At 57.3% G+C, this 12,203-nt stretch carries 13 protein-coding genes and 4 tRNA genes; 13 read left to right on the forward strand and 4 right to left on the reverse strand.

The window, feature by feature from the left end; all coding sequences use genetic code 11:
* The first annotated feature begins 140 nt into the window (after nucleotides 1-140).
* Complete coding sequence (locus tag BW33_RS05090; RefSeq protein ID WP_047597451.1) at nucleotides 141-1,304, forward strand: MFS transporter; 1,164 nt, start codon at nucleotides 141-143, stop codon at nucleotides 1,302-1,304.
* Here the strand turns inward: BW33_RS05090 and nhaR are convergent.
* Nucleotides 1,299-2,198 carry a transcriptional activator NhaR gene (nhaR, locus tag BW33_RS05095; RefSeq protein WP_047597452.1) on the reverse strand — a complete coding sequence of 300 codons (900 nt, stop codon included), beginning with the start codon at nucleotides 2,196-2,198 and terminating at the stop codon, nucleotides 1,299-1,301. The two genes, BW33_RS05090 and nhaR, sit on opposite strands and share 6 nt — an antisense overlap.
* Nucleotides 2,199-2,426: 228 nt before the next feature.
* On the opposite strand from nhaR, the gene BW33_RS05100 reads away from it, so the two are divergent.
* Both BW33_RS05100 and BW33_RS05105 read left to right on the forward strand, forming a co-directional pair.
* On the forward strand, nucleotides 2,427-2,669 hold the full coding sequence (locus BW33_RS05100) for a hypothetical protein (RefSeq protein WP_047597453.1): 243 nt from the start codon (nucleotides 2,427-2,429) through the stop codon (nucleotides 2,667-2,669).
* Between the two features lie 29 nt (nucleotides 2,670-2,698).
* Complete coding sequence (locus BW33_RS05105; RefSeq protein ID WP_047597454.1) at nucleotides 2,699-3,448, forward strand: TerC family protein; 750 nt, start codon at nucleotides 2,699-2,701, stop codon at nucleotides 3,446-3,448.
* Nucleotides 3,449-3,763: 315 nt separating this feature from the next.
* Here the strand turns inward: BW33_RS05105 and BW33_RS29940 are convergent, their stop codons facing one another.
* Nucleotides 3,764-3,919 (reverse strand): hypothetical protein, encoded by a 156-nt coding sequence (locus BW33_RS29940; RefSeq protein WP_177327460.1) that lies wholly within the window; start codon nucleotides 3,917-3,919, stop codon nucleotides 3,764-3,766.
* A 244-nt stretch (nucleotides 3,920-4,163) separates the two neighbouring features.
* Here BW33_RS29940 and BW33_RS05110 point away from each other — a divergent pair, with 244 nt between their 5' ends.
* The 3 genes from BW33_RS05110 (at nucleotide 4,164) to BW33_RS05120 (ending at nucleotide 5,342) form a co-directional block, all read left to right on the forward strand.
* Nucleotides 4,164-4,835 (forward strand): lipoprotein, encoded by a 672-nt coding sequence (locus tag BW33_RS05110; protein ID WP_047597455.1) that lies wholly within the window; start codon nucleotides 4,164-4,166, stop codon nucleotides 4,833-4,835.
* Nucleotides 4,836-4,925: 90 nt separating this feature from the next.
* Nucleotides 4,926-5,132, forward strand: a complete 207-nt coding sequence (locus BW33_RS05115; protein ID WP_047597456.1) for a DUF6021 family protein — start codon at nucleotides 4,926-4,928, stop codon at nucleotides 5,130-5,132.
* 12 nt (nucleotides 5,133-5,144) lie between these two features.
* Nucleotides 5,145-5,342: a hypothetical protein gene (locus tag BW33_RS05120; RefSeq protein WP_047597457.1), complete on the forward strand. Its 198-nt coding sequence runs from the start codon at nucleotides 5,145-5,147 to the stop codon at nucleotides 5,340-5,342.
* 143 nt (nucleotides 5,343-5,485) lie between these two features.
* On the opposite strand, the gene pbpG is transcribed toward BW33_RS05120, so the two are convergent.
* Together pbpG and folD are read right to left on the reverse strand one after the other, a co-directional pair.
* Nucleotides 5,486-6,424 (reverse strand): D-alanyl-D-alanine endopeptidase, encoded by a 939-nt coding sequence (gene pbpG / locus BW33_RS05125; RefSeq protein ID WP_047597458.1) that lies wholly within the window; start codon nucleotides 6,422-6,424, stop codon nucleotides 5,486-5,488.
* A gap of 229 nt (nucleotides 6,425-6,653) precedes the next feature.
* Nucleotides 6,654-7,508 (reverse strand): bifunctional methylenetetrahydrofolate dehydrogenase/methenyltetrahydrofolate cyclohydrolase FolD, encoded by an 855-nt coding sequence (folD, locus tag BW33_RS05130; RefSeq protein WP_047597459.1) that lies wholly within the window; start codon nucleotides 7,506-7,508, stop codon nucleotides 6,654-6,656.
* A gap of 275 nt (nucleotides 7,509-7,783) precedes the next feature.
* Here folD and BW33_RS05135 point away from each other — a divergent pair.
* The 7 genes from BW33_RS05135 to clpX all read left to right on the forward strand — a co-directional run bounded on the left by BW33_RS05135 (nucleotide 7,784) and on the right by clpX (nucleotide 12,094).
* Nucleotides 7,784-7,860: transfer RNA gene (locus BW33_RS05135), tRNA-Arg, on the forward strand.
* A 32-nt stretch (nucleotides 7,861-7,892) separates the two neighbouring features.
* Nucleotides 7,893-7,968, forward strand: a tRNA-His gene (locus BW33_RS05140).
* A gap of 57 nt (nucleotides 7,969-8,025) precedes the next feature.
* Nucleotides 8,026-8,110 (forward strand) — tRNA-Leu (locus BW33_RS05145).
* A gap of 76 nt (nucleotides 8,111-8,186) precedes the next feature.
* Nucleotides 8,187-8,262: transfer RNA gene (locus tag BW33_RS05150), tRNA-His, on the forward strand.
* A gap of 397 nt (nucleotides 8,263-8,659) precedes the next feature.
* Nucleotides 8,660-9,970: a trigger factor gene (gene tig / locus BW33_RS05155; protein WP_025108913.1), complete on the forward strand. Its 1,311-nt coding sequence runs from the start codon at nucleotides 8,660-8,662 to the stop codon at nucleotides 9,968-9,970.
* A 92-nt stretch (nucleotides 9,971-10,062) separates the two neighbouring features.
* On the forward strand, nucleotides 10,063-10,698 hold the full coding sequence (clpP, locus tag BW33_RS05160) for an ATP-dependent Clp endopeptidase proteolytic subunit ClpP (protein WP_007951559.1): 636 nt from the start codon (nucleotides 10,063-10,065) through the stop codon (nucleotides 10,696-10,698).
* Between the two features lie 112 nt (nucleotides 10,699-10,810).
* On the forward strand, nucleotides 10,811-12,094 hold the full coding sequence (gene clpX / locus BW33_RS05165; protein WP_003223632.1) for an ATP-dependent Clp protease ATP-binding subunit ClpX: 1,284 nt from the start codon (nucleotides 10,811-10,813) through the stop codon (nucleotides 12,092-12,094).
* Nucleotides 12,095-12,203: the final 109 nt, after the last annotated feature.

Below are 12,203 nucleotides of genomic sequence, written 5' to 3' on the forward strand. Positions count from 1 at the left end.
CCACCGGACAGATCGGCAAGTCGGCAGGTTTGTGCAAGTCAGTCCGGAAACACTCTGTTAAGATTCACCATCCTCATTTTCATAGTCTGCCAGCGGGCCTTTCGGTCATCGCTGGTGTCGTCGTTTTGCTGGAGTTGCTCATGCTGTTGCCCATTCTTCTGTTGTCCGCCGCCGGATTCACGGTGCTGACCACGGAATTCGTCATCGTCGGCCTGTTGCCGGCCATTGCCCGCGACCTGGCGGTTACCATTCCGCAGGCCGGTCTGCTGGTGACTTTATTCGCTTTCACAGTGGCGATGTTCGGTCCATTCCTGACCGCGTATTTCGCCCGTTTCGAGCGGCGCAAGCTGTTCATCACCATTCTGATCATGTTCGGCCTGGCCAACACGGTGGCGGCGCTGGCGCCGAACATCTGGGTCATGGCCATCGCCCGGTTGATCCCGGCGCTCGGCCTGCCGGTATTCTGGGCCTTGGCCAGTGAGACCGCAGTGGACATCGTCGGTCCGGATTACGCCGGGCGCGCGATTGCCAAGATCGGCTTCGGCATTGTTTGCGCGACGGTGTTCGGCATTCCGGTGGGCACGTTGATTTCCGATGCGTTCGGCTGGCGCAGTGCGTTCGCGATTCTGGCGGTGATTGCTTTCGCCAAGGCCTTGCTGCTGTTTGTTTACCTGCCGAAAACCAGCCTGCACCAGCATCAGGTCAGTTTCGCCTCGCAGTTCAAGATCCTGCGCAACCCGCTGATGATCGGCCATGTGCTGTTGTCGATTCTGGTATTCAGCGGCATGTTCACTGCCTACACCTATCTGGCCGACATTCTTGAACGTCTGGCCGGGTTCAACGGTACGCTGGTTGGCTGGTGCCTGATGGGCTTTGGTGCGGTCGGGCTGATCGGCAACTCGCTGGGCGGTCGCGCGGTGGATCGTCATCCGTTGGGCGCTTCGGTGTTGTTCTGCGCGTTCATGATCGCCGGCATGGTCTCGCTGGTGCCGAACATTCACTCGACGGTGGGTCTGGCAGTGGCCATGGGCATCTGGGGTATCACCCAGGCTGCGTTGTTCCTGGTCAGCCATGTGCGGCTGATGAAAGCCGCACCGGAAGCGCCAGCCTTTGCCGCCTCGCTGAACATCGCCGGAGCCAACCTCGGGATCGGTCTGGGCGCGATGATCGGCGGTCGGGTGATCGACAGTGCCGGCCTCGGTTTTCTGGGGTTCGCCGCAGCCGGTTTCATTCTGTTGTCGGTGTTCCTTGCCATGGTGTTGATGACGCTCAAGCCGCGCGAAGAGTGCGCCCAGGCGTCATAACGCGGTAAACAGCTCGCGTCGGGCACCTTCGGTAATCGCAACGATGCCGGGGTGCTTGACCTTGCGCTCCACCGAAATGGCATAGAACGACTCGGTCACCGCGTCGGTCTGGCCAATCACGTCGACGCTGTACTGGCGTTTGACTTCATCGGCAATCACGCTTGGGCCGATGAAGATCCCGCTGCCCGATTGGCCGAAGGCCTGCATCAGTGCGCTGTCATCGAACTCCCCGACGATTCGCGGCTGGATCTGCTGCTCGGCAAACCAGCGCTGCAAACGGCTGCGCACCACGGTTTCCGCGCCGGGAATCAACAGCGGTGCACCGTTGAGGCTGCGCGGAAAATCCTGCCCGTATTGCGCCGCCAACTGCGCGGTGGCGAAGAAACTGATCCCACACTCGCCGAGCTTCTGGCTGTAGCCCTTGATGTCGAGGTGCGACGGCATCGGGCTGTCGGAAATCACCAGATCCAGGCGCTGGATCGCCAGATCCGCCAGCAGGCGTTCGAGTTTGTCTTCGCGGCAGGTGATGCGCAGCGGCTCGTGCAACTCCATGGTCGGCGCGATCAGGCGGTAGACGATGGATTTAGGCACCACGTCCGCCACGCCGACGCGGAACAGGATCTGCTGCTCGCCAGGCTGCGCGCGCAGCATCAGCTCCAGCTCGCCGCCTAACTGAAACATCTGCTCGGCGTAGGGCAGGGCCTGGCGTCCGGCTTCGGTCAGTTCCAGTTGGCGGCCGACTCGTTGAAACAACTCGATGCCGTAAGTTTGTTCGAGCAGTGATATCTGTCCGCTGATGGTTTGCGGCGTGAGGTTAAGTTGCTCGCAGGCACGCACGATGCTGCCGGTCTTGGCGACCACCCAGAAGTAATGCAGTTGTCGGTAATTCAGCACGCTACGGTTCCCCCTGTAGGAGCTGCCGCAGGCTGCGATCTTTTGATCTTGCTCCAAAAAATCAAAAGATCGCAGCCTGCGACAGCTCCTGCACTGATTGTCATAGTTCGTTAACGCCGAAGTATAGACGCTAAAAATACGAATTTTCCTGAAGTGTTTGTCTCCTTAGAATGCCCAGCCATCGACGGGCGGTCTGTGACCCTGTCTGTTCATTCGAAGGAAAGCCTCATGAAATACACAATCCCTGCACTGATGTTTACGTCTTTACTGCTTATGGCCGGTTGCGATCAGGCCGAGCAAAGCGCCCAGCAGTTGATGGGCAAGGCCGCCGAAAGCGCCAAACAGGCGATCGACGATACGCACAAGGCTGCTGAACAGGCGCTCAGCGACGCCACCGGCGGCCTGATCGAGAAAAAAGAAACACCGGAAAAAGACGCGGAAAAATCCGAATCTTCCTCCAAGACCATTTAAACCGTCTTACACAGAGTCAGGACTGACCCATGGAATATCTGTTAGAACTCGCCGCCAGCCCCGCCGCCTGGGTTGCTTTGGCCACATTGGTGGTGATGGAGATCGTGCTCGGCATCGATAACCTGATCTTTATTTCGATCCTGACCAACAAGCTGCCCGTGCAGCATCGGCAGAAGGCGCGTCGGATCGGTATCGGCATGGCGCTGATCCTGCGTCTGGCTCTGTTGAGCACCATCGCCTTCATCGTGCAGTTGACCGCCCCTGTGATCGAAATCATGGGCCAAGCGTTCTCCTGGAAGGACATGATCCTGATTGCCGGTGGTCTGTTCCTGGTGTGGAAAGCCACGACCGAGATCCATCACAGCATGGACCCGGCCCCGGAAGACCCGAAAAGCGCGACATCGACCGTGACCCTGGGCTTCGCTGCCGCGATCGGTCAGATCCTGATGCTGGACATGGTGTTTTCCATCGACAGCATCATTACCGCGGTGGGCATGACTGAGCACTTGCCGATCATGGTGATCGCGGTGGTGGTGTCGGTGATGGTGATGCTGTTTGCGGCTGAGCCGCTGGCCAAGTTCATCAACGACAACCCGACGGTGGTGATGCTGGCGCTGGGCTTCCTGATCATGATCGGCATGACGCTGATCGCCGAAGGTTTCGGCGCCCATGTGCCGAAAGGTTATGTGTACGCGGCCATGGCCTTCTCGGCAGCGATTGAAGTGCTGAACATGATGTCGCGCCGGACGAAGCAGAAGAAGTTGGCTCAGCAGGCGTAATCTGCAACAAATGAAAAGGCCGGCTGGACTCCAGGAGTCCAGCCGGCCTTTTTGCTTTATGGCTTATGGCTTATGGCTTATGGCTTATGGCTCATGCCTTATGGCCTATGCCTCATGCCTCATGGCTTATGGCCTATGCCTCATGGCTATGGCTATGGCTATGGCTCATGCCTTGTGGCTTGTGGTTTGTGGCTTATGGCTTGTGCTTATGTAGGAGCTGCCGAAGGCTGCGATCTTTTGACTTTGAAGATCAAGAGATCGCAGCCTTCGGCAGCTCCTACAGGGGGGGGGCATATCTGGCGACGTGGCAAAGGTTCAGTGCGCAGTCGCGTGGCGGGTACGGTGCTTTTCAGGCTTGTGCGCCGAGGCCGATTCAACCGGGTGGTGATGGCGACGCGAAATTCGCAGCACCCCCCACAACATGGCAGTGGCCACGGCCAGCCAGCCGGCGATCAGCATTACGATAGTCATGGTCAGGCTCATCAGTGCCTCCTCTTTGCCCTGCGTCGGGCACTCACTTTTTCAATTCGCTCTGTTTCAGTGACAGTCTAGACAATGGGGTGTTTCAGACTATTGACCAAAGGTCGGTGATGACCAATCAGTTCGCTCTATGCAATCGATCGGTCTGCGGTTTAAGGCTATACCGCAGGCGTGCGCCGCCCTATGATCGCAGGCGTTGCCGGAACACGATGACCGGCGTCTGATGAGAGTGACGATGGTGCAGGTATTTTCTCGATTGCGAGGGGCGCTGCTGGCAGCCGGTTGCGCGGCCGTGTTGGCGGGGTGTGCGGGCAGCGTGGCGCCGCAGGTCAAGCGTCTGCCAGAGCGGGTCGAACTCAGCGGCACGTTCTATCGCGGCGAAGCCAATCAGAGTGGTCCGCAAGTGCTGGCCAGCCTGTTGTCGCAGCAGGGCATCATGATCACGCCGGGCCTGCTGGAAAAACCGTTGCATCTGCCGGGGGCACAGGATCAGTTGCAGCAGAATCTGCAGAACCTGGCCCGTGATTACGGCATGGTGGTCTATCCGCTGGACAAGAACCTGCCTGCCTTGTTGACCCAGGTGGCGGCCGGTTATCCGGTGATGGTGCGCTTCAGTGAAGGCTCGGCGTTCTGGGCTGAACCGCGTTACGCGATCCTTTCCGGTTATGACCGGCTGAAACAGAAGGTGCTGTTGCGCGCCGGGATGAATCGCCGCGAACTGATGAGTTTCAGTTCCTTTGAATCAGCCTTCGAAAAATCCGGCGGCTGGGCGGTACTGATCCAGAAACCGTCGCAGATTCCTGCCGAAGTCGACCGCCAGCGCTGGCTCAAGGCCGCGGACGAGCTGGCACAGGCCGGCCAGGAACGTGAAGCGGCGCAAGCCAGAAAAGCCTTGGCCGCACATTAACCTTCCGTTCGTCATCTGCCGGGCACCCCTCACGCCCGGCATGCCTCTTAACGATAGAACCCGAATTCGCGGGTGAGTCAGGAGGCAAGCATGGCAGATTCTCCATCCCCGAAAGGCCCGCACTCAAGCGAGCATTCTTCCGGTCATGATCTGGGTTTCGATCCGGATTCGCCGGATCTCGACGATCCGCAGGTTGATCCGGTCGGCCCCGCCAAGGCGCCGCGAGACGTGCAACCCGACGACGACAGTCAGCGGCCGGCCAAGCCCTATGATCCGTTGGCCGATCTGAAACCGTGAAGTGAGGTGCGTATGAGTACCGATTCCAGCTTCGACGATAAAAAACCGGACAGCGTGCCTACCACGCCTGAGGACGACGTGGATCCTGTGCTGGATCCGGACAGCCCGCTGCGGGATCCGTTGGCACGGCCTAATGTACTGACCCCAGATCCAAGCGCTGGCGGCGACGGCATTCCGGACGACGACAAAATGCCGTTACCCAATGATTGAATAAAGGACATTTAACCACTGGCTAATGTGGCGAGGGAGCTTGCTCCCGCTGGACTGCGCAGCAGGCCTTTCTGGTTAAAAAAGAAGGTCCGCTACGCGCCCCAGCGGGAGCAAGCTCCCTCGCCACAGGTGGGTAGGTCGGGTTACTTGGAGGCTTCAACCACGCCGCTCTGGCGCGACTTGAGGTTTTTCTCGGCCTTGTATTGCTGTGCAACTGCCGGGACGCTGGCGCTACGGCCAGTTTCCATCCAGCTGCGGATACGGCTGGCATCGGCGAAGTGCGTGTACTTGCCGAACGCATCGAGAATCACTAGGGCGACCGGACGATTGCTCATCCGCGTTACCAGCACCAGGCAATGACCCGCCGGGTTGGTAAAGCCGGTTTTGGTGATCTTGATGTCCCAGTCAGCCTTGTTCACCAGGTGATCGGTGTTGCGGAAACCCAGGGTGTAATTGGGTTTGCGGAACGCTACGGTTTTTTCCTTGGTGGTGGTCAGCTCGCTGAGGATCGGATGCTTGCTCGCGGCCACCAGCAGTTTGCTCAAGTCGCGGGCGGTGGACACGTTGCGTTCAGACAGCCCGGTCGGCTCGACATAGTGAGTGTTGGTCATGCCCAGCGCTTTGGCCTTGGCGTTCATCGCGGCGATGAACGCGGCGTAACCGCCTGGATAGTGATGCGCGAGGCTGGCGGCCGCACGGTTCTCCGAGGACATCAGGGCAATCAGCAGCATCTCGCGACGCGGCAGTTCGCTCTTCAGTTTGACTCGGGAGAACACGCCTTTCATTTCCGGCGTGTGGCTGATGTCGACGTCGATCCATTCGTCCATGTTCTGGTGCGCTTCAACCACGACCAGTCCGGTCATCAATTTGCTCACCGAGGCGATCGGCACGATCACATCCGGGTTGCTCGAATAGATGACTTTATTGGTCTGCAAATCCATAAGCAGGGCGCTGCCGGAGGCGATCTTCAGTTGCGAAGCATCGCGTGGCGCGGCGGTAGTTTCAGCGGCGTTGACGGTTGGCGTGACGAATGTGCCTGAAAAAGCAAAAACCAGGCTCAGGATCGAAAGACGAATTTTCACGCGGGCGAACTCATAAAGGTTGGATATTCCGTTAGTTTGTAACGGGTTATTTCTTCAAAGCGTCGCATTCTAGAAGTATGGCTGAAGATCTGTCGATGGTTGTTTGAATGACCTGAAAATCTCGTGAAAAGGCCTGTAAAAAGAGGGGTTTCCGGCGAACGGTTAGTGTTTTTTCTCAGATACGAAAAACCCCGCACAAGGCGGGGTTCTTTTATTGCGGAAAAACGTCTCAGGCGTGCAGGGTTTCTGCCGCGTAGAGGGTGTTTTCCAGCAGGCAGGCACGGGTCATCGGGCCAACGCCGCCTGGAACCGGAGTGATCCAGCCGGCGCGGGGCAGGGCGGTTTCGTACACCACGTCACCGACCAGCTTGCCGTCGTCCTGACGGTTGATGCCGACGTCGATCACGATTGCGCCTTCCTTGATCCACTCCCCCTTGACCAGGCCCGGCTTGCCGGCGGCGACCACCACCAGATCGGCGCGGCCGACGTGGCCGGCCAGATCCTTGGTGAAGCGGTGGGTGACGGTCACGGTGCAGCCGGCCAGCAGCAGTTCCATCGCCATCGGGCGACCAACGATGTTGGACGCGCCAACCACCACCGCATCCAGACCATAAAGGTCAGCGCCAGTGCTTTCCAGCAAGGTCATGATGCCTTTTGGCGTGCACGGACGCAGCAGTGGAATGCGCTGGGCCAGACGGCCGACGTTATAAGGATGGAAGCCATCGACGTCCTTGTCCGGGCGAATGCGCTCCAGCAGTTTGGAGGCGTCCAGGTGCTCGGGCAGCGGCAGTTGCAGCAGCACGCCGTCGATGGCCGGGTCGTCGTTGAGGCGATCGATCAGATCGGTCAGCGCTTCTTGAGTGGTTTCGGAAGGCAGGTCGTAGGCTTGAGAGAGGAAGCCAACCTCTTCACAGTCTTTACGCTTGTGCGAGACATAAACCTGAGAGGCAGGATCGCTGCCGACCAGGATCACCGCGAGGCCGGGAGTGCGCAGGCCTTGCTGGCGACGCTCGGCAACTCGTTGGGCGATCTGCTGGCGCAGGCTGGCGGCGATCGATTTGCCGTCGATTAGTTGTGCAGTCATTGCGCGTGATTAACCATCGAGAGGGGAAAAAAAGAGAACGCATTCTCGCATGTCAGGCGGTGAGGGCAAAGGCGCTTGGTCAGCAAATTCCCCTAACTCCTTTAATTAAATGAATTTTTTTCAAAAAAGATTTGACGACCTTAAGGTCGCTCTATACTATTCGTCGCACTTGTCGGGCACAGCCTAGCACTGGTTAAGAAGGTCGAGCGGGATTACGGTTCTGCGAGGCTGGAAAGCACTTAGTTTGTAGTCCTCCAAGGGTACAGATTAACAAGGCGCCCGTAGCTCAGCTGGATAGAGCATCCGCCTTCTAAGCGGATGGTCGCAGGTTCGAGTCCTGCCGGGTGCGCCATTAGGCAGCTTTGGCACAAGTAACGCGATATGGTGGGCGTAGCTCAGTTGGTAGAGCACGGGATTGTGACTCCCGTTGTCGTGGGTTCGATCCCCATCGTCCACCCCATATTTCGAAAGGCGCCAGATGTAACAGTCTGGCGCCTTTGCTTTAAAAGCTTCATCCGCGGATGTGGTGGAATTGGTAGACACACTGGATTTAGGTTCCAGCGCCGCGAGGCGTAAGAGTTCGAGTCTCTTCATCCGCACCAATTAAAGCTTCATTCATGCCGTAGGCCGGATGAGGTTCAGCAAAGAAGTTGAATGGCTTTTTTGCGACGCAATATGGTGGGCGTAGCTCAGTTGGTAGAGCACGGGATTGTGACTCCCGTTGTCGTGGGTTCGATCCCCATCGTCCACCCCATATTTCGAAAGGCGCCAGATTTAACAGTCTGGCGCCTTTTTTGTTTTACGGCTTGTGGTTTGTTGTGCTGGATTTCAGGTCGAAGGGCAGGGCGTTTCGTCGTGTTCATGGGCCTGCAGCCTGCGTGTCGACCGCCGGCCATGTTCGCAGGATCGGCCGTCAGGGAGATGATTCGCCGTCTCTTCTATATATAGAAGCGGTTGAACAGAGCTCTGGCGTGATGGTCTTTATTCGTCTTCGGGGTGGAGTGCATTGCTGCATTCACACCTATAAATGGCCTGCTGTTTTTTTACCCGTTTTCAGTAGGGTGACTTCTTGAGTTTGACCCACTAGAATGCATGCCCTTGATTCTGGGGTCGGAAACGGCCGGCTAACGTCTGTGCAACGAGGAATATCCATGCAAGTTTCTGTTGAAAATACTACTGCTCTTGAGCGCCGCATGAGCGTCACCGTGCCGGCTGAGCGCATTGAGAGCCAGGTCAACAAGCGTCTGCAGCAGACTGCCCAAAAGGCCAAGATTGCTGGCTTCCGTCCAGGCAAAGTGCCAATGAGCGAAATCAAGCGCCGTTTCGGTGCTGACGCTCGTCAGGAAGCTGTTGGTGATGTCATCCAGTCCTCCTTCTACGAAGCTGTGGTTGAGCAGAAGCTGAACCCTGCCGGTTCGCCTTCGATCGAGCCAAAGTCGCTGGAAGCTGGCAAGGACCTGGAATACGTTGCCGTATTCGAAGTGTTCCCTGAGTTCACCGTTGCCGGTTTCGACGGCATCACTGTCGAGCGCCTGAGCGCTGACGTGGCTGACGCTGATCTGGACAAGATGCTGGACATCCTGCGCAAGCAGAACACCCGTTTTGAAGTGGCCGATCGCGCCGCTCAGAACGAAGACCAGCTGAACATCGATTTCGTTGGCAAGGTTGACGGCGAAGCGTTCGCTGGCGGCTCGGCCAAAGGCACTCAGCTGGTGCTGGGTTCCGGTCGCATGATCCCGGGCTTCGAAGAAGGCCTGGTGGGTGCTAAAGCGGGCGAAGAGCGCGTTCTGAACCTGACTTTCCCAGAGGACTATCAGAACCTGGACCTGGCCGGCAAAACCGCCGAATTCACCGTGACGGTCAACACCGTTTCCGAGCCTAAGCTGCCAGAGCTGAACGAAGAGTTCTTCGCTCAATTCGGCATCAAGGAAAGCGGCATCGACGGTTTCCGCACCGAAGTTCGCAAGAACATGGAGCGTGAACTGCGTCAGGCCATCAAGTCCAAGGTAAAAAATCAGGTCATGGACGGTCTGCTGGCCACCAACCCGATCGAAGTGCCAAAGGCTCTGCTGTCCAACGAAGTTGACCGTCTGCGCGTGCAGGCTGTTCAGCAGTTCGGTGGCAACATCAAGCCTGACCAACTGCCGGCCGAGCTGTTCGAAGAGCAAGCCAAGCGCCGTGTAGTGCTGGGTCTGATCGTGGCTGAAGTGGTCAAGCAATTCGACCTGAAGCCTGACGAAGCCCGCGTTCGCGAAATGATCCAGGAAATGGCTTCGGCTTACCAGGAACCTGAGCAGGTCGTGTCCTGGTACTACAAGAACGAGCAGCAACTGAACGAAGTTCGTTCGGTTGTGCTGGAAGAACAAGTTGTGGATACTGTTCTGCAGAAAGCTAGCGTGACCGACAAATCGGTCTCTTACGAAGAAGCGGTCAAGCCGGTAGAAGCTCCAAAAGCCGACTGATTGTTTTTGCGTTAAGAAGTACACACATAAGCCAGCCTTCGAGCTGGCTTATGCGTATTCAAGACATAACTATTTGGGAGTGACTGCAGAGCATGTTCCGTAATTCGTATATTCAGCAGAACTCTGATATCCAGGCCGCCGGCGGCCTGGTCCCGATGGTTGTCGAGCAATCTGCTCGTGGCGAGCGCGCCTATGACATCTACTCGCGCCTTCTGAAGGAGCGTGTAATCTTTCTGGTGGGTCCTGTAGAGGACTACATGGCCAACCTGATCTGTGCGCAACTGCTGTTCCTTGAAGCGGAAAACCCGGACAAGGACATCCATCTCTATATCAACTCCCCGGGCGGTTCGGTGACTGCGGGCATGTCGATCTACGACACCATGCAGTTCATCAAGCCAAACGTATCGACGACCTGCATTGGTCAGGCGTGCAGCATGGGTGCATTCCTGCTGACGGCCGGTGCTCCAGGCAAGCGTTTCTGCCTGCCGAACTCGCGTGTGATGATTCACCAGCCACTGGGCGGTTTCCAGGGCCAGGCTTCGGATATCGAAATCCATGCCAAGGAAATCCTCTTCATCCGCGAACGTCTGAACACGCTGATGGCCAAGCACAGCGGTCGTACGCTTGAAGAAATCGAGCGCGACACCAACCGCGACAACTTCATGAGTGCAGAAGCTGCGAAGGAATACGGTCTGATCGACGAAGTCATCAACCAGCGTCCTGCGTAAAATAAGCAGCTCAAAATAAGGTGGGTCGGCAGGTCCGACCACCAGCGGGCTTGAAAAAGCCCGCAATAGCCTTCATCTTGTGTTGCAAGCCTATCGGATTTGGATCGAACGAATGACTGACACCCGCAACGGCGAGGACAACGGCAAGCTGCTCTATTGCTCCTTCTGTGGCAAAAGCCAGCATGAAGTGCGCAAATTGATTGCCGGCCCCTCGGTCTTTATCTGCGACGAGTGCGTCGACCTGTGCAATGACATCATCCGCGAGGAGGTGCAGGAGGCACAGGCCGAAAGCAGCGCGCATAAATTGCCTTCGCCTAAAGAAATCAGCGGCATCCTTGACCAGTATGTAATCGGTCAGGAGCGTGCGAAAAAGGTTCTGGCCGTAGCGGTGTACAACCACTACAAGCGTCTGAACCAGCGTGACAAGAAGGCTGACGACGTCGAACTCGGCAAGAGCAACATCCTGCTGATCGGCCCGACAGGCTCCGGTAAAACCCTGCTGGCCGAAACACTGGCCCGTCTGCTGAACGTTCCGTTCACCATCGCTGACGCAACCACCCTCACCGAGGCTGGCTACGTAGGTGAGGATGTCGAGAACATCATTCAGAAACTGCTGCAAAAGTGCGATTACGACGTGGAAAAGGCCCAGATGGGCATTGTCTACATCGACGAAATCGACAAGATTTCCCGCAAGTCCGACAACCCGTCGATCACCCGCGATGTTTCCGGTGAAGGCGTGCAGCAGGCCTTGCTCAAGTTGATCGAAGGCACGGTCGCTTCCGTTCCGCCGCAAGGTGGCCGCAAGCACCCGCAGCAGGAATTCCTGCAGGTCGACACCCGTAACATCCTGTTCATCTGCGGTGGTGCGTTCTCCGGTCTGGAAAAGGTTATTCAAAACCGTTCCACCAAGGGCGGCATCGGTTTCAATGCAGAAGTGCGCAGCAAGGAAGAAGGCAAGAAAGTCGGTGAATCGCTGCGTGAAGTCGAGCCTGACGATCTGGTCAAGTTCGGTCTGATCCCGGAATTCGTCGGTCGTCTGCCGGTTCTTGCGACACTGGACGAGCTCGACGAGGCTGCGCTGATGCAGATCCTCACCGAGCCGAAAAATGCTCTGACCAAACAGTATGCCAAGCTGTTCGAGATGGAAGGCGTGGATCTGGAGTTCCGGACCGACGCACTGAAATCGGTCGCCAAGCGTGCCCTGGAACGTAAAACCGGTGCCCGTGGCCTGCGTTCGATTCTCGAAGGTGTACTGCTCGACACGATGTACGAAATTCCCTCGCAGTCCGAGGTGAGCAAAGTCGTCATCGATGAAAGCGTGATTGAAGGCAAGTCCAAGCCACTGTATATCTACGAAAACAGTGAGCCGACGGCCAAGGCAGCGCCGGACGCGTAAGCGTCCACACTGCCGGAACAAAGAAGGGGCCTTCGGGCCTCTTTTTTTTTATGTCGTTTTTTACATCCGCTTTGCGCTTGTTTTTTTTCAAGGCAGCCCCCATCTTGGC

The organism is Pseudomonas sp. RIT288, assembly GCF_000631985.1.
GTDB lineage: Bacteria > Pseudomonadota > Gammaproteobacteria > Pseudomonadales > Pseudomonadaceae > Aquipseudomonas.